This is a genomic window from Pseudomonas sp. TE12508 (assembly GCF_056279485.1).
The window spans coordinates 52473-74578 of sequence record NZ_JBWCCN010000012.1; the positions used below are offsets into that span (position 1 = coordinate 52473).

Annotated in this window: 17 protein-coding genes; 6 read left to right on the forward strand and 11 right to left on the reverse strand. The window is 57.6% G+C overall.

The window, feature by feature from the left end; genetic code table 11:
- Nucleotides 1-7: 7 nt before the first annotated feature.
- From ACZ9IM_RS17435 to rfaH, 10 genes are all read right to left on the reverse strand, one after another.
- Nucleotides 8-961, reverse strand: coding sequence for a glycosyltransferase family 2 protein (locus ACZ9IM_RS17435; protein ID WP_476224549.1), 954 nt, complete (start codon nt 959-961; stop codon nt 8-10).
- A gap of 17 nt (nt 962-978) precedes the next feature.
- A complete protein-coding gene (locus ACZ9IM_RS17440) occupies nt 979-2292 on the reverse strand; it encodes an O-antigen ligase family protein (protein ID WP_476224550.1) in 1314 nt (437 codons plus the stop codon).
- Nucleotides 2289-3401: a glycosyltransferase gene (locus tag ACZ9IM_RS17445; RefSeq protein WP_476224551.1), complete on the reverse strand. Its 1113-nt coding sequence runs from the start codon at nt 3399-3401 to the stop codon at nt 2289-2291. Before ACZ9IM_RS17445 ends, ACZ9IM_RS17440 begins: the two co-directional genes overlap by 4 nt.
- The gene (locus tag ACZ9IM_RS17450; RefSeq protein ID WP_476224552.1) at nt 3398-4477 is read right to left on the reverse strand and encodes a glycosyltransferase; all 1080 of its coding nucleotides are present in this window, start codon (nt 4475-4477) and stop codon (nt 3398-3400) included. Before ACZ9IM_RS17450 ends, ACZ9IM_RS17445 begins: the two co-directional genes overlap by 4 nt.
- A gap of 23 nt (nt 4478-4500) precedes the next feature.
- The gene (locus ACZ9IM_RS17455; RefSeq protein ID WP_476224554.1) at nt 4501-5208 is read right to left on the reverse strand and encodes a WecB/TagA/CpsF family glycosyltransferase; all 708 of its coding nucleotides are present in this window, start codon (nt 5206-5208) and stop codon (nt 4501-4503) included.
- 29 nt (nt 5209-5237) lie between these two features.
- Nucleotides 5238-6629 (reverse strand): undecaprenyl-phosphate glucose phosphotransferase, encoded by a 1392-nt coding sequence (locus ACZ9IM_RS17460; protein ID WP_476224555.1) that lies wholly within the window; start codon nt 6627-6629, stop codon nt 5238-5240.
- 142 nt (nt 6630-6771) lie between these two features.
- Complete coding sequence (locus tag ACZ9IM_RS17465; RefSeq protein ID WP_476224556.1) at nt 6772-9018, reverse strand: GumC family protein; 2247 nt, start codon at nt 9016-9018, stop codon at nt 6772-6774.
- A gap of 2 nt (nt 9019-9020) precedes the next feature.
- Complete coding sequence (locus ACZ9IM_RS17470) at nt 9021-9554, reverse strand: polysaccharide biosynthesis/export family protein (RefSeq protein ID WP_476224557.1); 534 nt, start codon at nt 9552-9554, stop codon at nt 9021-9023.
- A gap of 16 nt (nt 9555-9570) precedes the next feature.
- On the reverse strand, nt 9571-10725 hold the full coding sequence (locus tag ACZ9IM_RS17475; protein ID WP_427625287.1) for an outer membrane beta-barrel protein: 1155 nt from the start codon (nt 10723-10725) through the stop codon (nt 9571-9573).
- Between the two features lie 206 nt (nt 10726-10931).
- A complete protein-coding gene (rfaH, locus tag ACZ9IM_RS17480) occupies nt 10932-11453 on the reverse strand; it encodes a transcription/translation regulatory transformer protein RfaH (RefSeq protein ID WP_427625361.1) in 522 nt (173 codons plus the stop codon).
- A gap of 699 nt (nt 11454-12152) precedes the next feature.
- On the opposite strand from rfaH, the gene ACZ9IM_RS17485 reads away from it, so the two are divergent.
- Nucleotides 12153-14279, forward strand: a complete 2127-nt coding sequence (locus tag ACZ9IM_RS17485; RefSeq protein WP_476224558.1) for a TonB-dependent siderophore receptor — start codon at nt 12153-12155, stop codon at nt 14277-14279.
- An 88-nt stretch (nt 14280-14367) separates the two neighbouring features.
- On the opposite strand, the gene ACZ9IM_RS17490 is transcribed toward ACZ9IM_RS17485, so the two are convergent.
- A complete protein-coding gene (locus ACZ9IM_RS17490) occupies nt 14368-15837 on the reverse strand; it encodes an aldehyde dehydrogenase family protein (protein ID WP_476224559.1) in 1470 nt (489 codons plus the stop codon).
- A gap of 684 nt (nt 15838-16521) precedes the next feature.
- Here ACZ9IM_RS17490 and ACZ9IM_RS17495 point away from each other — a divergent pair.
- The 5 genes from ACZ9IM_RS17495 to ACZ9IM_RS17515 all read left to right on the forward strand — a co-directional run bounded on the left by ACZ9IM_RS17495 (nt 16522) and on the right by ACZ9IM_RS17515 (nt 22106).
- On the forward strand, nt 16522-17190 hold the full coding sequence (locus ACZ9IM_RS17495; RefSeq protein WP_007904415.1) for a haloacid dehalogenase type II: 669 nt from the start codon (nt 16522-16524) through the stop codon (nt 17188-17190).
- 36 nt (nt 17191-17226) lie between these two features.
- Nucleotides 17227-18501 (forward strand): NAD(P)/FAD-dependent oxidoreductase, encoded by a 1275-nt coding sequence (locus ACZ9IM_RS17500; RefSeq protein WP_427625291.1) that lies wholly within the window; start codon nt 17227-17229, stop codon nt 18499-18501.
- 86 nt (nt 18502-18587) lie between these two features.
- Nucleotides 18588-20234 (forward strand): ABC transporter substrate-binding protein, encoded by a 1647-nt coding sequence (locus ACZ9IM_RS17505; RefSeq protein ID WP_476224560.1) that lies wholly within the window; start codon nt 18588-18590, stop codon nt 20232-20234.
- Nucleotides 20235-20280: 46 nt separating this feature from the next.
- The gene (locus tag ACZ9IM_RS17510) at nt 20281-21237 is read left to right on the forward strand and encodes an ABC transporter permease (RefSeq protein WP_007904412.1); all 957 of its coding nucleotides are present in this window, start codon (nt 20281-20283) and stop codon (nt 21235-21237) included.
- A complete protein-coding gene (locus ACZ9IM_RS17515; protein ID WP_427625293.1) occupies nt 21234-22106 on the forward strand; it encodes an ABC transporter permease in 873 nt (290 codons plus the stop codon). Before ACZ9IM_RS17510 ends, ACZ9IM_RS17515 begins: the two co-directional genes overlap by 4 nt.

Sequence of the window (22106 nt, forward strand, 5' to 3'; positions counted from 1 at the left end):
TACCGGCTCAATGAGCGGTGGTTGATGCAACTGCCTTGCGCAATGACTGGACGCATGCATAGAGCAAGCGCAAGGTCGGTTTGCCGTTCCTGAAGATCAGCGTTTGCCAGGAGTACTCCAGCATTCGCCGGTACACATCGATCACCTGGGCATGCTCGCCTCTGCGGGAAAACAGTTCGAGAAAGTCGGAGTGGGCGCCCAGCGCGAAATCGATCCGTTGCTGCTTGCTCAACTGCGGGCCAAAGTGGGAGAGGAACGCTTCGATGAACCTGATCTTGTACGGGTAATACCTTGTCGGTTGCGCGGTCATGTTGCCGCTGTTGACCATGCGCTGCAGCAGCACCTCTGGCACGGTGTGAACCTCCCAGTGTTCGGCGATCCGGGTCCACATGAAGCGGTCTTCGGAGTAACGCAGGCTGGGATTGAAACCGCCGAGTTGCATGATCACGTCACGTCTGACCATCGCGGAGGACACGCCATTGAGGACGTTGGCGCGAATGAAATCGTCGAAATGCCTACCGTTTTTTTGCCGGTTTTCCAGTATTCGCGTACCGTCGCTGTAGTCGTTGTGCACGTAGCAATCTATCAGCGCCACCGGCCGTCCCTGACGACTCAGTTCCTCAAACAGTGCCAGTTGTCGCTCCAGCTTTTGCGGATACCATCTGTCATCGGCATCGAGAAACGCCACATAAGTCTCTTCAGTGTGCTGCAGTCCGTGGTTGCGGGCACTGGCCTGGCCTTCGTTGGCTTGATGCAACAGCGTCAGGCGAAACGGCGCCGCGAAGTCCTTGACGCGTTGTGGTCCATCATCGGTGGAACCATCGTCGATGACGATGACGTGATCGGGCAGTCGGGTTTGCCCGGCCACGGACGCCAGTGTTTGCTCGATGCTGTCGGCGCCGTTGTACATCGCGATCACGACACATACCGTAGGGCGTGAAGAGGGGGCTTGGTCTGGCATGGTTATTTCTCCTTCTGTTACGCATTGGCTGAGTCGCGTGGTAATGCCTTGCCAGGCGGACGCTGACCCAGGGTTGGCCGTGACAACTCGGGGTATGTCGCGTGGTGATGCCGCAAGGACAGCGCGAGGACGCAGAACACCAGAAACTCTGCGCAGCGGTAGTTGGGAACGACATACGCCACATAGTTGGTGAGCATGAACGCTGCGATGATGACCATTGCGCTGGCGTGAAACCGCGCCGACTGATCCGCTACCACGGCCCGGTAGTGTTTGATCAACGCCTCGATCAGCATCAGGATCAGCGCCGTCAGCTGGATGACACCGCCGTTGAGCAAGGTCTCCACGTAGCCGCTGTGGGCATTGCCGATGTAACCCCAGCGGTTGATGAATGCCTCGGCACCCGGGCTGGACCAGAAAGCGCCGAAGCCGTAACCCTTGAGGAATTCGGCGTCGATCAGCGGTGTGAGCAAGCCCCAGATCAGCGTGCGGTCGGTGAGTGATGCGTCACGCCCCATCAGTTCCAGCAGCAGGGTGTAATTGCCGTATAGAAACAGGCAGATCAGCACATAGATGAATGTGGTAGCGAGGAATGCTGTCAGTGAGCGATTGATGTGCAAGCGAATCAGCGTGAGGAAGTACCAATAGCTCACGGTGCCGGCAACAATCAGTGCGATTGCCGTGGCAGATTGGGCCAGCGCAATCGCGATCAGCGAGAATAATGAGTAGACGATGGCCCAGGGATTGCGCTGACGGATCATCGGCAGCAGTAACAGAATGGCGATCGCGTTGAGCCGGGCAGCGGCATTTTTTTCCGGGAAAATCCCCTTGAACGCACCGTCACGAATGCCGCCATCGATGAAGACGATGTCGGGCCTTACCAGCGCGAATATCAAACCGAACAGCGCTATCGCGCCGATGGTGCAGCCGAGCATGAAAGCGATTTTCTCGAGGCTGTAGTTGTAGGCAATGAAACCTGCAAAGAACACCACGCTGATCAGCGCCACAAACCGTTTTAAACTCAACATCGGGTCGTAGGACCAACTGATCGATACGGCCAGGCTAAGCATGAATATCAGCAGGAAGGCGTTGTTCCTGTAAAAGCTTTTGCTGATGAAGACCTTGTTGCGGATGAAGAAGAACAAAGGAACCAGCAGGGTGATCAGGCCGCAGATCTGGTTGACCACGTTGCCTTCGAGGTCTCTTTCGGCGGCGTCCGGATTCGACGTATCAGCCAACCCGAAAAAAAATCCGATGACCTGGGTATAGAACAACACGCCGAACAATGTGAAAGCGTCGCGCAGGGTGGTGTACCTGACTTCCAGTTTGTTCATGACGATTGGCTCCCGAGCAAGGCATCGAGATAAGTCTTCGCCGCGCAGGCACTCACAAAACGGGCAGCGGCATCGATGCGTGCCTGACGGTTTGCATCACGAGACAACGTCAGTTCCACGGTGATCGCCTGTGCCAGTGCGTCAGGGTCGTCGACCGCCACCAGCGGGGCGATCGCGCCATTGTCGAGAATTTCTTGCGGGCCATAGGGGCAGTGGGTCGATACCACCGGGGTGCCCGTGGACATGGCCTCGACCAGCGCGTTGGGACTGCCCTCGAAACGCGACGACAGCACAAAGCAATCGGCCGCTGCCACCTCCGCCAATGGATCGTTGGTATAGCCCGGCAGATCGAAGCGGTCGGCCACGCCCAAGGTGACTGCCTGCGCCAGCAACTCGGCTCTGAGCGCGCCTTCGCCGAAAATGATCAATCGAACACTGGGATCGGCTAATCGGGCAAAGGCATCGAGCAATACGTCAAAGCCTTTTTGCCGTGCCAGGCGACCTACGGCGACAACTACCGGGGTGGTTTTTTTCGACAGCCAGCGGTGGTTTGGACGTCCCGGCGTCTTGTCGCGAAAATCGTTGTCGAGTACCGGGTTGTCAGCAATGGTGACATCCTGCGGGCGCGTGATGGTGGTGTCGACCAGGTCCTGAGCAACACCGCGCGAGACGCAGATCACCGGATTGGGAATGAGCCGATACAGCAGTGGTGCCAACAGATAGGCGATACGCACCATCAGCGCGGGATTGACGTGTTTGTCATGGGAAAACGCGTTGCGTTCGCTGACATGCAGGCGCGCCAGCGTACCTGACAGCGCAGCCGCGGCGATGGCTACGACATTGACATGGGTGAGGGCGGCCAGTTGTGCGTCAAAGCGATTGTGGCGAAGAAAGCGTGCCAGCGCCGGCACTGCTCTGGAGCTGCGCGCACTGTGCAACTGCACCTGTTTGACCCGGGGGTCGAGGTATGCCGAGTTCACACCTGTGCCGGTGAGCATCAACAAGGTCACGTCATTGCCTGCGTCAGTCAGCGCACAGGCGAGCCGCGCCATCATTTTTTCGGCGCCGCCCCCGCTCAAGTCCTGCAGAATAATCAGCAGCCTTTTCATTGATTCCAAACCTGGTAATACGCTTGCGCGGCATGTTGACTGGTGTACTGTCGGACGGCTTCAACGGCCATTTCACCGCGTGGCGTCGCCTGGCTTGGCGAGATCAGGCTGCGCAACATCCCTTCGGCCAGCGCTGGTACATCATTGACCTTGACCAGATCGCCAAGGCGGCCGTTATCAAGCAATTCCCGGGGCCCGGTTTCACAGTCGCAGGCCAACACAGGGGTGCCCAGCGCCAGGGCTTCGATCAGCACGGTCGGCAAGCCCTCATGAAACGAACTCAGGATCAGCAGTCTCGCCTGTCTGATAAAAGGGTAGGGATTGCTCAGGAAACCGGTGAAATGCACACGGTCCTCGATGCCCAGGCGGCAGGCCTGTGAGGTCAGCGCGGCGAATTGCGGGCCATCGCCGATGATCACCACGTCCGGCAGCGCGGCGCTGCGCAAGGCCATGGCATAGGCATCGAGCAGCAGGTGGAAACCTTTCGGTTCTATCAGCCGTCCCACTGCCAGCCAGAACTGCGCCGGCAAACCGGTGGACATGGGCGTCTGTGCGGCACTGAGCAGTTGCTCAGTGACCACTGCATTGGGGCAATAACGAATGCGTTCGCGACCCCAGGGCACCAGGTCAGAGAGGGATTGGCGCAAGCCGTTGGAAACCGTCACTACCTGGCCGTTGCCGCAGAGGTACAACGCATAGAGCAGGCGCAGGGTGGCGGGGCTGATTTTTTGTTCACCGCAATCCAGTGCTGCATGACGGCTATAGATGACCTTGCATGGGCTACCCAAGGTCGCAAACCAGGTGCAGAGGTTGGCTTGTTCTTTGGCGGCGATGAGGTGGGTCACTTGTTCGCGACGAATAATCCGGCGCAGCAATACGATGGACTTGAGCAGGCCGACGATTCCATTGCCGCCGCCATTGAGCGTGGCCGTTCCTTCATCGTCTGGCGTGTCGCCATTCATGACGAAATAACTGACACGCTGACCATCTTTCAGAAACTGTCTGGCCAGGCGTTGCTGGACACGCTCGAGACCACCATCGGGCTTGAAGTCCTTGAGGGTGAACAGGATATGCATGGTCGTGACTCGGTACTGGATGTTCAGGGATAAGTGATGTTGATGGTCACTTTTCGCCGGATGATCATCACCAACAGATGAACAAAATTGGTCGGGTAATCGATCAGGTAGCGTTTGATGGTGTGCGGTTCGCGGTACATCCGATAGAACGCGCGCAGATGCAGGCGGTTGATCAGTTCAGGGTAATAATCATGCGTTGCCGTGGCCTCTTGGCGAATGAAACCGCCACAGGTGAATGCCACACCGTTGAAGCCGGCACGCAGGGCATCCTGCTCGAACTGTTCCTGAAGCCCGGCGCCCAGGCCTACGATCAGGATGTTCGCTTCACTGCGACAGATGTCTGCCAGGATGCACGTGGCCTGTGCTGCATCGAAATAGCCATTGTGATGACCGGCGACAATCAGGGCGGGGTAGCGAGCCTTGATCTTATTGAGGAACAGGTTCAGTTCGGCTTGAAGGGCACCGACAAAATAGAGGCGCTTGCCGTGTTTCTCGGCATAGCTGAACACAGAATCGGCGATGGACGTGAAGTCGAAGCTGACCCGGCCGATCGTGCGCCCGGTGATGCGCGACATGAAGGTCGACATCAGCATGCCGTCGCAAAAATAGGCGATGGAAGTCGGGGGCCGGTCGAGCAGACCGCCGACGGACGCAAAATTGATGAAGGAAAATGCCTTGTTGGCGTCCAGCAGATTGGGTGCGTAATGCCCGATTAATTCCAGGTCGATCATGGGCTGGGCCTCAGGGTCAACCGACCCTATTAATAGATGTCTTTTGAGAACAACGTAAAAGGCGTCTTGACCAGAATCTTGATGTCCAGCCACAGCGACCATTGGTTGATGTAGTTGAGGTCCTGGGCGACGCGCTGCTGCATTTTTTCCAGCGTCTGGGTTTCACCTCGATGCCCGGTGATCTGGGCCAATCCGGTGATGCCCGGCTTGAGGCGATGACGGGCCATGTAGGCGCGGACTTTGCCGGTGTAGTAAATGTTGTGCGTGACGGCGTGCGGTCGCGGGCCGACCAGGGCCATTTCGCCGAAGAGCACGTTGAACAGTTGTGGTAGTTCATCAATGGAGCTACGGCGCAAAAAGCGCCCAAGCGGAGTGATGCGGTCATCCTCGCGGGTGGCCTGACGCACTTCGTTGTCGTCGTGCACACGCATCGTCCGGAACTTCCAGACCTTGATCACCTCAGCGTTGCAGCCGTAGCGATTTTGTTTGAACAGCACCGGGCCGGGCGAAGACAGCTTCACGGCGGCCGCCACGATCAGCAGCAAGGGGCTGAGCACGATAATGGACACGGCGGCCAGGCTACGTTCGAACAGTTCTTTGCAGAGCAGGCTGCCGGGGTGCGAACTGATCAGGCTTTCATTGAGGTAGATGGCGGGCATTCGCTCTATTTCCGAGATCGAATGATTGAGTAGCACCATGCTGCCGAAATCCGGGATCCAGACCACGTCGACATTCACATCCAGAAGATCGATGTACAGCGCCTCGATGATGGCGGCGTGTGCCATCGGCAAAACGATATAGACGCGGCGTACGTGCAGGCGGGTGATGATTTCGCGAACCTCGTCGATACGTCCCAGCAGCGGCAGAATGCTCGGGGCAGGGCCGGTGTGGTCGGCGGTTGCGATAAAACCCAGCAGCGGTACGCGATTGCGCCTGGACAGTTTTCTCGCCAGCGTATGTGCGGTCGGACACGTCCCGATGATCACCGCGCGGCGCTCGTTGCAGAGCTTGTGTGAATGCAGGCGGGCCAGGTAATGCAGGGGCAAAAAGCTCGCCGCCTGGATCAGGTAACCCAATACGGCCCAGACGATGATCACCTGACGCGAGAAAATTACGCTGGTCTGGGTGACGAAGGCAATGCTGATCAGCACGGCCAGCAAGATCATCCAGGCCGCCAGCAACCGTGCGAGCCCTGACAACCATTCATGACGCTTGTGATAAACCTGCATGACGCTGTAGATCGGCACCGAACCGAGCACGGTGAGAATCATCAGCACACGGTATTCACTGGTCAGGCTGCCGACGCGCCAATACACCAGCAACATCAGCAGCAGGTTGACCAGACTGAGCGCGCACAGCCATTGGCCCCAGAAGGTCAGACCTCGGCGGCGCGTCATTTGAGCGGCGTAGAGCGATGTCATCGGCGTAACCTCCGGGCATGGGTTGGACATCGGCGCCAAAAATTGCACGCCCTCGTTCCCGCACGCTGGTATAGCTCGACTGGGATGAAGCAGTTTTTAGTAGATGTTTGAAGGGGACTACGGGTGAGACAGACGCAAGGTGCTACCTGGACAGGTAGTCATAGTTCTGGAACGTATCGGAATGGCTGTAGCCTTGTTTGCGGGCCTTGCTCAGGTCAACCTGGTTAAGCACCACACCAAACACCGGCGCATGGCTCTGCTGCAGTATCGCAAGGCACTTTTGTACTTCGCTGACAGGCGTGCTTTCGGCCTTGATTACGTAGATCACCGCATCCGAATGCTTGGCCAGCAACAGTGCATCGCTGACCATTTGTGCCGGCGGGGAATCGATGATGATGCGTTGATACCGCGACTTCAGCGCCTCAAGCATAGGGGCCAGTCGCGACGAACCAAGCAGATCCAGCGGTGGCGGCGACAGTTTTCCGGCCGGCAGCATGTCGAGGTTGCCGACAGAACGGATACAGTCATCGAGCCGCGCAGTGCCCGCCAGGACGTTGGCCAATCCCGGGCTGTCTGCCGGGAAATCGAAGTTGAGCGAGAGGCTGGGTCTGCGCATATCGGCGTCGATCAACAGGACACGCTCCAGCTTGGCAAGTGAGTAGGCCAGGTTGTTGGCGATGGTGCTTTTGCCTTCTTCGGCCATGGTCGAGGCAACAAGTACCACCTGTGACGGCATGTCGCCGCCGTGCAGCATCAACCAGGTGCGCAGGTTGCGAATGGTCTCGCAAAAACGCGGATGGTCATTGTCGTCGAACAGTCGCGCGAGTTGCCGGCGACTTTTCCTCATGACCAGCGGCACTACGCTGAGCAGGGGAACGTCAAGCGTACTTTCAATGGCTTCGTCGCTCTTGAAGGTTTTGTTCAGGGTTTCGGACAGCAATGCCAGTGCCACCCCGATCAGCGCAGCCACGACGGCGACAATCGCCAGAATCAGTGTTTTACGTGGCTTGCTGGGTTCCAGAGGAACAATTGCAGGGTCGACGATGCGCGCCTTGGTGGAGTCCATGTCTGAGGTGGCCGCGGTTTCTTTCAAACGGGTGATAAAGGTCTCATACAGCGCGCGGCTGCTGTCGACTTCACGCTGGAACTCACGCAGTTGAAACTCCTTGCGCGAAATATCCTGTAGCTGCGCTTTGTTGCTGTTGAAGGATTTGCGCAGTGAGCTTTCATTGGCCCGGGATAGCTGGTACTCATGTTCAATGCCGGCAACCACCTGCTGAACCTGCACCCGCAAACTGTCGGTGGCCATGCGCAGCTCGGCGCGAGCGGCGGCAAGGGTCGGATGTTTTGGACCGTAGCGCCCCGACAACTCTTCGACCTTGGCTTGGGCCTTGGCCTGTTGAGCCTGGAATTTCTGTACCAAAGGGTTACTCAAGACGGCCGGCACACTGGAAAGGTTGCTCAAGTTGCCATTGCTCAGGGCCTGTACCTGGCGGAACTGGCTCTCGGCCTCTGCCAGATTGCGACGGGCATCGATCATGCGATTGCCGGTCAATTCCAGTTCATTGGCGCTGATGGTGGCGACACCACCGACGTCGACCAGGCCTTGTGCTTCCCGGTAAGCCTGAAGTTTGTCTTCGGCACTGCGCAGGTTATTGCGCAACTCGATCAGGCGTGAGTTCATCCAGCTGGTATTGGTCAGCGAGGACTTCAGGCTGTTATCGAGCTGGCTGTCGATGAAGCCTTGGGTAATTGCATTGGCGGTAGCGGCCGCCAAACCAGGGTCGGGCAGTTCCACTTCTATTTTGATCAGCTGGCTCTTGCCAACGAATTTGACGCTGGTGTGCCGCATGAGGTTCTGCGTGACTTGATTGAAAATCTCGGCTTCGGTGGGCATCACCTGCATCGGTGTCAAACGGCCCAGTACTGGCAGCCATTGACCAAGTTCAAGCGATGCCAACCATTTGCGCGGCGCAAACCATGACTGCGGTTGCTGGCGTGGATCAGTCACCGGGTGCGTGGTCAGGTTCAGCTTTCTGACTGCGCGCTCAGCGAGATCGCGCGATTGCAGGAGCGCCAATTGTGTCTGCAAATAATCGACGGTACCGGCGCTCGAATCCGTGACTTGCTGGAAGACCAACAGCGGTGGCGTTTTTTCTTTGATCAGCAACGTGGTGCTGCCGATGTACTGCGAGGGAATGAACGACAGCGTAACCATCGCCAACACACAGCCAAACAGTACCCACCAGCAGATTTTCCAATGGGCGCGCCAGATCACCCTCCAGTACTTGAGCAGGTCAATGGTGTCCTTTTCCTCGCTGTACTGCTGATGTTGCGGCACACGCGGCTGGAGTGGACGTTCGACATATAGGCTAGGGCTGTTGTCCATGATCAGAAAAAGCCTTGTGCAATGGAGATGGTGTCACCGGGGGCGATGGCAGTGCTGCGCGTGATGTTGTCGGTCAGTGGTGGGGAGCCATCGCCGCGCACGATGGTCACCCGCTTGATCGAGGCTCGTTCGGTCAGGCCGCCGCCCAGGGCGATGGCTTTCTCCAGCGTCAGCCCGGGTTCGAACGGATAGCTGCCGGGTTTCTGGACCTCTCCATTGATGTAGAACGAGCGGTAGGCGATCAGGTTGAGGCTGACCTTGGGGTCGACCAGATAACCTTGCTTGAGCCCGTCGACGATGAGCTTTTCTACCTGCTGGGGCGTGAGTCCCTTGGCGGCAATGTCACCCAGAAATGGATAGGAAAACATTCCGGCATCGTTGAGACGGATTTTTTCGAAGCTCAGATCCCGCTCACCGAACACAGTGATACGCAATACATCGCCGGCTGCCAGTTTGTACTGGGCACCGGTGTCTGCTGCAAACGTCACGGGCAACAGCCACGGCACGAACAACAAGCCAAGCATTCGCGAGTTCATGGGAAAACCTCTTCTCTTAGAGACTTACGTTGAAGCTGAGCAAGAAGATGTTGCGTTCAAAACTCTGATTGTCGACATCGGAGTCATCGTTGCGGTAGCGATAGCCCAGCTCGATATCCAGCCAGCGGCGCATTGCGTATTCCACGGCGAGGTTGTAGTCACGAAGGTCGTCAGTTCGGTCCTGCCCCTCGTACTCGTAACGGCCAAGACCGACTTCGGCCACTGTGGTGATGCGTTCGGTCCAGCCATGACGCCAGCCGACCAGCGCCGTGGTGGTCTTGACGGCATCAGCACCGTCGTCGCCCTCGGCCATGGCCTGGCGGGCAACAAACGAGAAGGTCGAATAGGTGCGTGGTTTCCAGCGCAGATCCACTTGCCAGGTCGGGTTGCTGAGGTCATCGACATCGCTGTCGTCGAAGTTTTTGCGCTCATAACCAACACGGACTTTGCCGGTGGTGCGTGCGGTGAAATCCCATTCGGCACCGGCGAGGACCGCATCGGATGTGCTGTTGAGACGGCTGTTGGACTCGTAATCAAAGACGGTGTGGTCGTATTCCAGTAATCCACGTGTATTGCTACCGATGCGGTGGTACCACGTGGTGGTCAGGCCAGCGGTATCGCGCTCTTTGTCATCGTTGATGCCGCCTGAGTTGTCGTAGCGAAGTTGGGCATAACTGGCGCCCAGATCAATCTGGTTGGCAGCGCTCCTGGCGCCGTAGGTATAGAGACCGTTGACGCGGTTACTGCGAATCTTGTCATTGACGCCATCGACAGCGGTCGACGTCGTACGCTCGTATTTACGTGTTTCCGCATCAAGTTTCAGTCGATGGCGGTCGGTGAACTCCATGATGCTATTGAGGCGCAAGCGTTGCGCCGTATTCGAGGCATCCGAGTCGTCATGATAAATGTACCGGGTAGGTTGCCAGATGAGTCGGGTAGCACTGTTGCGGTCTTCAGCCTTGAGTTCGAAAGTGGGCGCCACTTTTGTCACCATCGAAGATTGCGCCCGCTCCAGTTCGCGGAAATTGTCATCATAACTTTCTGAAAACAGCAGGGTAGGGGTGAAGTCGAACCCATAAATATCAATGGACTGGGGGTCAAGACTCCAGGCCGTTCCGGGACACAAATAGATCATGAACAGTGCGAAAGGGCCGCGGGTCTTGAGAGTCATATCATTGCTCCAAGGGGTGAGTTCAATGACTATAGACCGGAAAAACAGTGGGTAAATGGGGCTGTGTAATGCCGGCAGCAATTAATAAGGAGTTTTAAGTTGAATCGGGGTGGGGTTCAATAGTTCATGGAAGTGCTGGCAGTAACAGGCTGTAATTTGAGTTGCGCAGTTGTAAGATGCACAAGTTAGAAGCGACAATGATTTGTTTATAGACAAGGCCGAGGTCGCGCAATGTCAGTTAATGGCACGCGAACCTGATGCTCTCTATTCAAAAAGTGAAGAAGTATCATGACTCGTTCATCACCTAACATGCTCAGGAAAATACCTTCCAGTGTCGACAGTGGTCCTCGGGTTATTTGCAGCGTATCCCCAGGTTTGAACGGTTGAGAGGCCTGCATTACGGGTGGCTTAAAACACCGGGTACGCAGATGCTCGATGACATCGTCCGGGACGATTGCCGGGCCGTGATTGAAGTCGACGAGGCGGCTGACACCGCGGGTAGAACGCAGGGGCGCCCATTTGTCGTCACGGCTCAGATGAATGAAAAGATACCCCGGGAAGAGAGGTTCAAGCGATTGATGGGGTTTGCCATGAATCAGGCGCTCGCTAATAATTTGCGGACAAAATATAACGTAGTTTTGTCGCAATAAATTGATTTGTGCCCGTTCATCCTGACGCGGCTTGCACTGCAAAAGATACCAATTGGAACCTTGGGTACTCGTCAGCATTTTGGCAAGCTCCGGAATATGGGTTAAGCATGCCTGTTCACGCATCAGCAATGCCACTGCCCCTCCAATGAACGCTTTAGAGTAGGTGGAATTGCGAAAGTGTTAAGTCACTGGAACAGGTGTGTCAATAATGAAACATGTAATGGGCAAGTAACGATAGAACACCCAAGTCAATAATTTGGCGTGAGCGCCGCGCAGCTAGTTCGCTTTGTCGGACGGCGCTCAAATAGAACTCTTGATCGAAAGTGTAAAGGTTACTTAACGCTATCAGTGATATCGATGTGTCATCAGATCGTTGCGACGGGCAAAGCTACCGCAGGGTCCGAACTCTCGGTCCTATGAAAAATAAACACTGTCTATCGTGAACTTAATCGCTGGGGGCTGACGTATATCTATTAAAGGAATTACATCTTTTTATACGTCGACCCTGTTAGGTATCGACCACTCCAGACGGCCTGTCAAATGTCACTAGTCAAAAATATAGCCTTCTGTCCAGTAATCTATTAAAAGCCCTCAAGCCGTTGTTTTAACGGGCCATTTTTTTTGACACACACAGAGTACTTGCTGAAACCGACCGGCAGACAACACACAAAACCCTCCTAAATCAAAAGCGGGCAGATGGCCGTCAAGGGTATTTACTGAAAATAGATCGCACAATACAATGAGAATCGTTACTACTAACTCATCGAGTGCGACGTCTTGAGCCAGCCCCACCCCTTTGCCCGCCGCAAGATCTTCATGAAACGCGCGTTGCCGACGCTCTCCTGCGTTATGTTTGCCAGTCCTCTGTGGGCACAGGCACCCCTCGAACTGCCGACCACTGATATTCAGGCGAGCCGCGTCAGCCAAGACACGAGCTACACCACTTCTCACGCCAGCACGGCAAGCAAAAGCAATGTGCCGATCAAGGAAGAGGCGCAATCGGTCAATGTGGTCACCCAACAGACCCTGGCTGACTATCAGGTGCGCTCGCTGGACGACGCCATGAAGTTTGTCAGCGGTGTCAGCCAGGGCAATACCTTGGGCAACTCGCGGGACTCCCTGGTCAAGCGTGGTTTTGGCACCAACGACGACGGCTCGATCCTGCGCGATGGCGTGCGTTCCAATATGGGCCACAACTTCAGCGCCACCACGGATCGTGTGGAAGTGCTCAAAGGGCCTGCTTCAATGCTGTACGGCGCGCTGGAGCCCGGCGGATTGATCAACGTGATCAGCAAGAAACCTGAATACACCCAGAGCACAACGCTGAGTGGCTCGGCCTATAGCGAAGGCGGCGGCACCCTGGCCGTAGACACCACCGGGCCTTTGGGAGACACGGGCCTGGCCTATCGCCTGATTGCCGAACGCGGCCATGAGGATTATTGGCGCAACTATGGTGTGAACGAGAGCACCCTGGTCGCGCCATCGCTGAGCTGGACCGGTGACCGCGCCAGCCTGACCCTGAGCTACGAATACAACGATTATTCCAGCCCCTTCGACCGCGGCACCGTGTTCACCAACGGTCATCCGGCTGACATCGACTACGACAAGCGCCTCGACGAACGCTGGGCGAAAAGCGTCGGTATCCGTGAAGTGGCCACCGCGCGTTTCGAGTATCAGCTCAGTGACGATTGGAAAACCCGCGTCACCTACGGCTGGAACAACGACCGCTACAGCCTCTCGATTGCCCAGCCGAATGCGTTGACCGGCAACAATCTGCGACGTGCTGCCAACGGCGCTCATTACGACGATGAAACCCGCTACGCCAGTTGGGATTTCATCGGCCAGCAGGAGCTGTTCGGCCAACGCCATGACCTGCTGATCGGCGCGGATACTGAAGCGTCCGACCAATTCCGTGGCAAAACCTACCGTAATACCCCGCGGTCAGGCTTCGACATCACCGCGCCAATTTATGGGCGTTTGGCTGAACCCAGTCTGGTCAGTGCCACGCAAAGTGATCTGAGCAATCAGCTGACCTCAAGCTCCGTGTACTTCAAGGATAACTGGCACCTCGATGACCGCTGGATCCTGGTCCTCGGCGGTCGTCAGCAGCATTACGATCAGTACAGCGATCAGGGCCGAGGCAGCAGCTATACCGTCAACCGCGACGATAATGGCGATGCCTTCGTGCCATTTTTGGGCCTGGTCTACAAAGCCACCGATACCTTGTCGCTGTATGGCAACTACAGCCGTTCGTTCAAGCCCAATACCGAAGTCGACGACGCCGGCCACACCTTCGATCCGGAGGAGGGCCGCAGCTACGAGGTCGGTGCGAAGTACGACCCGCTGCCGGGGCTGAACATCAACCTTGCGCTGTTCGACATCGTCAAGAAAAACGTCGTGACCAGCCAGTCGATCGGTGGCGTCAGCCTTTCGGAGGCGGCGGGCAAGGTCGGTTCACAGGGCCTGGAACTGGACATCACCGGGCGTGTGGCCGAGCGCTGGGACCTTATCGGCACCTACGCCTACACCCACACGGAAATCCTCGACGATCCGGATGACGAAGGTCATCGCCTTGCCGATGCACCCAAGCACACCGCGAGCCTGTACCTCACCCATCACCTGAACGTTCCCACGGAATTCGGGGCCTGGCATACCGGCGCTGGCGCACGTTACGTCGGCGAGCGCGCGGCCAACAACGCCAACGATTTCTGGCTTGGCAGCTACACCGTGGCCGATGCCTTCGTGCGTTGGGAAGCGCCGATGTTTGGCTACAAGACTTCGCTGCAATTTAACGTCGACAACCTGTTCGACAAACAGTACTACCCGTCCTCTACCGGCACCCAACTGGCGGTCAATGTCGGCGAGCCGCGCACGGCACGCCTGAGCGCCAGTGTGACGTTCTGATCGTACTGCCTTGACGGCGCTGCCCCTTTTCGCTGGTGTTAGTACCGGGCGGAACGGGGGGCGCCTCATGTAATCCCCGACGAAATCTCTATCGTTCGCCGCCAAACCCAATGATTGCTTTGGTTTCCAGATATTCCTCGAAACCGTAGACACCATACTCACGACCGTTACCCGATCGCTTGTAGCCGCCGAATGGAGCCATTGGATCCCAGGCAGGGTAATTCAGATGCACTTGTCCGGCGCGGATGCGAGTGGCAACGGCACGTGCGAGATCAAGGTTCTGGGCCTGAACATGGGCACCCAGCCCGTATACCGTGTCGTTTGCGATAGCGACCGCCTCATCGATCGTTTCATACGGAATGATGCACAGCACCGGACCAAAAATTTCTTCTTGAGCGATCCGCATGGCGGAATCGACTTCGGAGAAAACAGTCGGTCGGGTATAGAAGCCTTTTTCAAAGCCCTGCACACGTCCTGGTCCACCGCAAACGAGTTTTGCGCCGTCATTCAGGCCGGCCTCGATCATTGCTTGCACGCGATTGAACTGTGCCTCGTTGGCAATGGGGCCCAGCACCGTCTCTTCCAAACGCGGGTCACCCACGATGATTGCATTGGCAGTTGCGGCAGCCAGCGATTCGACCTCCGCCAGCCTGTCCTTTGGAACGATCATTCTTGTCGGGGCGCTGCACGATTGTCCGACGTTGCGAAACGCAGACATCACTCCCAGCGGGACGGCTTTGGCGAAATCGGCGTCGGGCAGCAGGACGTTCGGGGACTTGCCCCCCAACTCTTGCGTGACGCGTTTCACCGTATGGGCGGCCGCCTGGGCGACCAGTGCGCCCGCGCGGTTTGAGCCGGTAATCGAAATCATATCGACATCCGGGTGCGCCGCCATGGCTGCGCCGACCTCGGAACCACTTCCATTCACAAGGTTGAAAACGCCCGGTGGAAGGCCTGCGTCATGCACCAGTTGTGCGAAAAGAAGGGCGCTCAAGGGCGACAGTTCGCTTGGTTTCAAGACCACTGTGCAGCCGGCAGCAATAGCCGGGGCGACTTTTGCGGTGATTTGATAAAGCGGCCAGTTCCACGGAGTGATGAGACCGCAGATGCCGATGGGTTCGCGTTCAATCGCGGTACTGCCTTCAATGGTTTGGAAACGATAACTGGACAGCAGATCCCGTGCGACCCGAACGTGTTCGGCCGCGAGGGGCACTTGCATTGCCCGTGCGGAACCGATGGCCGCGCCCATTTCGAGAGAGATCGCCTGGGCAAGCACTTCTTTTCGTTCAAGGATCAGGTCATAGATCTTTCCAAGGAAAAGCGCGCGTGATGCCGCCGAGGTGGCAGACCAGCCAGGAAACGCTGCACGAGCCGCAGCGACTGCCCGATCAACATCCTCGGCAGACCCCTGCGCGACGTGCGCAACAACCTCTTCAGTTGCGGGATTGACCACCGGCAAACTGGCCGGGATTGCCGGGGAGGACCAACAGCCATTGATATAAAACTTGTGAGACGTTTGCGCATCAACGCTGTAGCTATACGAAGATTGTGTGGTCATCCTACTAGCTCCTTAGAGCGGTAATTAGGCACTGCGAGCAGCAGAGGGTGGGCTTTCTTGCGACCTTGCAAGGCTGCCGATTCTTCTCAATAAGCTAACAAAGCAGGCCAGACAAAATATGCCGTTGTTTAAGGCTGCAAAGGACAATCTGCTGTATCTGCGAGGCTAACCGTGCACTACTCGTTTTACGTCAATAACCGGCTGGTAAAGCTTCTTGTTGGTGATCGCTAGTCGATAGCTTTTAGTAAGCAGAGCAAACTGCTTGATTGCGTCAGTTGATTGCGCTGGAACTGCGCGCGAAGCATTCGCGGCACTCTGTCGATAAATCATGCTGGACCGCTTTGTCAGGGTTGCAATCCACGCATTCTTCGAGGGACGCACTCATCTTGTTTCGCAGCCTGGGCTCTGCGGCACGTTGCATTATGCAGGGCTCGCCAGCGCACCATAACTGCCCGAGAAGGCACAGAAACAGAGGTGAAACGCCCGAGTCTGGAGCGTCCCGCAAAGTCTGCTGAGCAATCCCTGCAAAACGGTGGTTTGTGCCAAGCAACCTATACTTTTAACGATTTATGCACGGTCTCATGATGTTGTAATGAACTCGTGATGCAGCGTTACCCCGATGCTTCTCGAACGGAGTAACTGCTTGCCCCGTCATGACCTCAACCATCATTCAGGACTGCACTCATGAGCTTTCTTCGACCCAAGTTTATTACCTTCGACTGCTACGGCACGTTGACCAACTTTCAAATGGGAAACATGACCCGCGAGCTGTTCGCCGATCGTGTCCCTGCCGGGCAAATGGATCAGTTCGTCAAGGACTTCTCCGCCTATCGTCTGGATCAAGTGATGGGTGACTGGCGGCCGTATGATGAGATTATCAAGACCTCTCTGGCGCGGGTCTGCAAGCGTTGGGGCATCGAGTACAAAGGCGAAGGCCAACTCTACTACGACGCCGTACCAACGTGGGGCCCACATGCCGACGTGCCGGCCGGCCTGGCGAAAATCGCCGACAAAATTCCGCTGGTGATTTTCTCCAACGCGATGGACGAGCAGATCATGTCCAACGTCGACAAGCTCGGCGCGCCCTTCCACAAGGTCTTCACCGCCCAGCAAGCCCAGGCCTACAAGCCGCGCCTGGCTGCCTTCGAGTTCATGCTCGATAACCTCGGCTGCGGGCCGGAGGATGTTCTGCATGTGTCTTCAAGCTTCCGCTATGACTTGATGCCGGCCCACGACATGAAGATCAAGAACAAAGCCTTCGTTGCCCGTGGTCACGAGCAGCCGGCGAATGCGGTCTATGGCTACCACCAAATCCCCGATATCGGCGGTTTGGCCGGTTTGGTCGGTCTCTGAGTCTCAGGGCACTCTTCAAGGTAAAAGGGGTTAGACATGGGCAGTGAGTCCTATTGGCTCGATACCGCACCGGTATTCACCGGTGCCCAGCTCGGTGCGTTGCCTGGGCAGGTCGATGTGGCCATCGTCGGTGGTGGTCTCACCGGTCTGGCGGCGGCCCGCGCCCTGGCCTTGAAGGGGGCCAGTGTGGTGGTGCTGGAAGCGGGGCGGGTAATTGGCGAGGCGTCAGGGCGCAATGGCGGTCAGTGCAACACCGGCGTTGCCCAGGACTACGCGGCACTCAGCGCCAGCCTCGGCGCTGATAAAGCGCGAGCCTATTACCGGGCCTATGAAAGCGCCGTGCAGAGTGTCGTCTCGCTGGTAGAGCAGGAGCAGATTGCCTGCGACTTCAAGCGCAATGGCAAGCTCAAACTGGCCGCCAAACCGATGCATTACGAAGGCTTGGCGCGCACTTGCGAACTGATTCGGCGGGAGGTCGATGCCGAGGTCGAGTTGCTGTCTGCGCAAGAGGCCCGTGCTGAAGTCAACTCGGCCCAGTTCCATGGAGGCTTGCTGCAGCGCAACGGCGTGCAGATGCATGTCGGGCGCTTCGGTGTCGGTCTGGCCGAGGCGGCGGCACGTCACGGTGCGTTGATCTTCCAGGGCGTGTCGGTGACGGACTGGAAAGCCCGTGCTGGTGGCTATCAGGTCAACACCACCAAGGGCTCGCTGCATGCCAAACAGGTTCTGCTGGCTACCGGCACGTGCCAGCAGGGCGGATTGGGTTGGTATCGGCGGAGGATCGTGCCGGTGGGCAGTTTCGTGATCGCCACCGAGGTGCTACCGCAGGCCCTGATCGACAGCTTGCTGCCGGCACGGCGTTCCTATGTCACCAGCCGCATGATCGGTAACTACTTCCGCCTGACGCCGGACAACCGCTTGCTGTTTGGCGGCCGTGCACGGTTTGCCATGTCTGACAGCGTTTCCGACGCCAAGAGCGGCAAAGTGTTGCAAGCAGCGATGGTGCAGATGTTCCCGCAGTTGGCTGGCGTGAAGATCGATTATTGCTGGGGCGGGTTGGTGGACATGACCTCTGATCGTTTGCCACGGGCCGGCCAGCATGGAGGCGTTTATTACTCCATGGGTTACAGCGGTCATGGGGTACAGATGTCGGTGCACATGGGGCAGGTCATGGCCGAGGTCATGGCCGGCAAGGTCGAAGCCAATCCGTGGCGCGAACTCGACTGGCCGGCCATCCCCGGGCATTTCGGCAAACCCTGGTTCCTGCCCCTGGTCGGTGCGTATTACCGCCTGCAGGACTACCTACACTGAGTTCAAGGTATTTGCTTTACGTTTCAACCACACACCATTTATCGCGCGCACTCGAGCCTTATCACTTTTCGAAAGGTAGAACTGACATGACTGACAACAAAAATAGTATCGACTCCCAGTTGATCACAGGGGAAGAAAGTCTGCGCATTTTCGAAGGGCTCAATCGCGGCATGTCACGCCGCAATGCATTGCAAATGCTGGGGTTGGCCGGGGTGGCTGTCGCGGGCGCCAGTAGTCTGTTCGGCGCTGCCGGCAAGCTGTTTGCCGATGAAGAAGCCGCAACCCCTGGCAAAGGAAAACCAGGCGGACGGATTCGCGTTGCCGGTCAGACCTCTTCCACCGCCGACACCCTCGATCCGGCCAAGGGCTCATCGTCAACCGACTACGTGCGCCATTACATGTTCTACAACGGCCTGACGCGTTTCGACAGCCATATGGTCCCGCAGCTGGAGTTGGCCGAGCGCATTGAAACCACTGATGCCACGCTCTGGGTCATCACCCTGCGCAAGGAAGTGGTCTTCCACAACGGCAAGGCCCTGACAGCCGCCGATGTGGTGTTTTCTCTGTTGCGGCACAAGGATCCAATCACCGGTTCCAAGGTCCTGCCGCTGGCGTCGCAGTTCGCCGAAGTCAAGGCCAACGGCACCCATGAAGTGCAGATACAGTTGAGCGGCCCAAATGCTGAGCTGCCATCGGTTCTTGCCATCTCTCACATGTTGATCGTTCCCGAGGGTACGAGCGATTTCAGCCAGGGCATCGGTACCGGTCCGTTCAAGGCCAAGGAGTTCAAGCCCGGGGTGCGTTCGATTGGTGTGCGCAATACCAATTACTGGAAACCCGGCTTGCCGTATCTGGACGAGATCGAATTTATCGCCATTGCCGACGAGCCGTCGCGGATTAACGCCCTGTTATCGGGCGACGTACAAATCGTCAACGAGGTTAACCCGCGCTCAACGATCCGCATCAAGGCCAGCACCAAGCACCGGGTCGTGGACTCGCCGTCGGGTAACTACACCGACCTGATCATCCGTCAGGACCAGTTGCCGGGCAAAAGCCCGGAGTTCACCCAGGCTATGAAATTGCTTCTGGACCGGGAACAGATCAAGTCGGCGATATTCCGTGGCTTCGCCAGGGTCGGCAACGATCACCCGATCGCACCCGGCGCACGCTTCTACAACGCCGATCTCCCACAACGTACCTACGATCCGGAAAAAGCCAAGTTCCTGCTCAAAAAGGCAGGTATGGAAAATATCAGCATGCCGCTGATGTGCTCGCCGGCCGCGACCGGTTCGGTGGACATCGCCGTGTTGCTGCAGCAGTCAGCCAAAGAGGCCGGGCTCAAGCTCGACGTCAACCGCCTGCCGGCCGATGGCTACTGGTCCAATCACTGGGCGAAGCACCCGCTGAGCTTCGGCAACATCAACCCGCGGCCCAATGCCGACATGCTTTTCTCGCAGTTCTTCCAGTCCAGCGCACCCTGGAACGAATCGGGCTGGAAGAACGATCAGTTCGATCAGTTGCTGATACTCGCCCGCGGTGAAACCGACGAGGCCAAGCGCGGCAAGATGTACGCAGATTTGCAAACCCTGGTGCATGAACACAGCGGTATCGGCATTCCGGTGTTCATCAGCAACATCGATGGCGTCGACCAGCGCGTCAAAGGCTATGGCACCAACCCCCTGGGCGGTTTCATGGGGTACATGTTCTCCGAGCAGGTCTGGCTGGACGCTTGATGAAAGTCGGGTTTTTGCTGCAGCGATATTGCATGAGGATAGGGTGATGAATAGCAACACACTGTGGTTGATCGGCCGGCGCCTGGGCGCGGCGATCGTGACCTTGTTGATTGTGTCCATGGTGGTTTTCGCCATCACGGCGGTGCTGCCGGGGGACGCGGCGCAACAGTCTCTGGGGCAGTTCGCCACGCCGGAACAAGTGGCAGCCTTGCGCCTGAAAATGGGGCTGGATCAGCCTGGTGTGTTGCGCTACCTGCACTGGTTGATGAGCCTGCTCAGCGGTGACATGGGGCTGTCCGTTTCCAACGCCATGCCGGTCAGCGAGTTGATGGCCGGGCGGGTGCCGAACACCCTGATGCTGGCGGCCGCTACGGCGCTGGTATCAGTACCGGTGGCGTTGATCCTGGGCATCGGTTCGGCGATGGGGCGGGGCGGGCGCATCGACGGTTTCCTCAGCTTTTTGACCTTGACCATGGTAGCGGTGCCGGAGTTTCTGGTGGCGACCCTGGCGGTGCTGATATTCGCGGTGAATCTGGGCTGGTTGTCGGCGCTGTCGTACGCCAGTGACATCACTTCCCCCTGGCAATTCATGCGCACTTACGCGTTGCCGGTTATGACGCTGTGCTGCGTCATCGTCGCGCAAATGGCACGCATGACCCGGGCGGCGGTGATCGATCAGCTCGACAGTCCTTACGTGGAAATGGCCCGGCTCAAAGGCGTGAGCAAGATGCGGATCGTCCTGCGCCATGCCTTGCCCAATGCCATCGGGCCGATTGCCAATGCCATCGCCCTGAGCCTTTCTTACCTGTTGGGCGGGGTGGTGATCGTCGAGACGATCTTCAACTATCCCGGCATCGCCAGCCTCATGGTCGATGCAGTGACCAACCGCGACATGGCACTGGTTCAAGCCTGCACCATGTTGTTTTGTACGGCGTATCTGACGTTGGTGCTGATTGCCGACCTGTGCGCGATTCTTTCCAATCCGAGGCTGAGAAATCAATGAACAATCTCATTGTGAAATCGCCGGCTACTACCAAATTAGCGCTGGGCAAGGTTTCCCACGGATCGTCCTGGCTCGGCCTGATCGGCGCCTCGATGTGTGTGATCTGGTTGCTGGTCGCCATCTTCGGCCCGTGGCTGGCGCCACATCCGGTTGGGGAAGTGGTCTCTGATAATGTCTTTGACAACCTGAGTGCTGCTTACCCGTTCGGCACCGATTACCTGGGCCGTGACATGCTCAGCCGGATCCTCGTCGGCGCACGCTTCACCGTTGGCCTGGCATTGGTGGCCGCGGTAATGGCCAGCGGCCTGGGGACCAGCTTCGCGTTGCTGTCGGTGGTTTCACCAAAGTGGCTGGATGAGCTGATCAGTCGCCTGATGGACGCCTTCATTTCGATCCCCAGCAAGATGCTGGCGCTGATCATGGTCTCGGCCTTCGGCTCCTCGGTCACCTTGCTGATCTGCACGGCGGTATTGAGCTTCACCCCGGGCGCGTTCCGTATCGCCCGCAGCATGGCGGTGAATATCGAAGCGCTGGAATACGTGCAAGTGGCCCGTACTCGCGGCGAGCGTCGGCTGTACATCGCCTGCGTGGAAATCCTGCCGAACATGCTCAACCCGGTACTGACGGACCTGGGCTTGCGCTTCGGTTTCATCGTCCTGCTGCTCAGCGGCATGAGCTTCCTGGGCCTGGGTGTGCAACCGCCGGATGCCGACCTCGGGTCGCTGGTGCGCGAGAACATCGGCGGTCTCAACCAAGGGGCGCCGGCCATCGTGATTCCGGCTTTGGCCATCGGCACCCTGACCATCGGTGTGAATCTGTTTATCGACCGGCTGTCGTCGCGACGTAGTCGACGTTCGGGAGGCCATTGA

Coding starts and splice junctions, on each gene's coding strand:
- ACZ9IM_RS17445 (WP_476224551.1), bottom strand. CDS start 3,401: ATGAAAAGGCTGCTGATTATTCTGCAGGACTTGAGCGGGGGCGGCGCC.
- ACZ9IM_RS17475 (WP_427625287.1), bottom strand. CDS start 10,725: ATGACTCTCAAGACCCGCGGCCCTTTCGCACTGTTCATGATCTATTTG.
- ACZ9IM_RS17455 (WP_476224554.1), bottom strand. CDS start 5,208: ATGATCGACCTGGAATTAATCGGGCATTACGCACCCAATCTGCTGGAC.
- ACZ9IM_RS17460 (WP_476224555.1), bottom strand. CDS start 6,629: ATGACATCGCTCTACGCCGCTCAAATGACGCGCCGCCGAGGTCTGACC.
- ACZ9IM_RS17435 (WP_476224549.1), bottom strand. CDS start 961: ATGCCAGACCAAGCCCCCTCTTCACGCCCTACGGTATGTGTCGTGATC.
- ACZ9IM_RS17450 (WP_476224552.1), bottom strand. CDS start 4,477: ATGCATATCCTGTTCACCCTCAAGGACTTCAAGCCCGATGGTGGTCTC.
- ACZ9IM_RS17465 (WP_476224556.1), bottom strand. CDS start 9,018: ATGGACAACAGCCCTAGCCTATATGTCGAACGTCCACTCCAGCCGCGT.
- ACZ9IM_RS17510 (WP_007904412.1), top strand. CDS start 20,281: ATGAATAGCAACACACTGTGGTTGATCGGCCGGCGCCTGGGCGCGGCG.
- rfaH (WP_427625361.1), bottom strand. CDS start 11,453: ATGCTGACGAGTACCCAAGGTTCCAATTGGTATCTTTTGCAGTGCAAG.
- ACZ9IM_RS17515 (WP_427625293.1), top strand. CDS start 21,234: ATGAACAATCTCATTGTGAAATCGCCGGCTACTACCAAATTAGCGCTG.
- ACZ9IM_RS17490 (WP_476224559.1), bottom strand. CDS start 15,837: ATGACCACACAATCTTCGTATAGCTACAGCGTTGATGCGCAAACGTCT.
- ACZ9IM_RS17495 (WP_007904415.1), top strand. CDS start 16,522: ATGAGCTTTCTTCGACCCAAGTTTATTACCTTCGACTGCTACGGCACG.
- ACZ9IM_RS17470 (WP_476224557.1), bottom strand. CDS start 9,554: ATGAACTCGCGAATGCTTGGCTTGTTGTTCGTGCCGTGGCTGTTGCCC.
- ACZ9IM_RS17440 (WP_476224550.1), bottom strand. CDS start 2,292: ATGAACAAACTGGAAGTCAGGTACACCACCCTGCGCGACGCTTTCACA.
- ACZ9IM_RS17500 (WP_427625291.1), top strand. CDS start 17,227: ATGGGCAGTGAGTCCTATTGGCTCGATACCGCACCGGTATTCACCGGT.
- ACZ9IM_RS17505 (WP_476224560.1), top strand. CDS start 18,588: ATGACTGACAACAAAAATAGTATCGACTCCCAGTTGATCACAGGGGAA.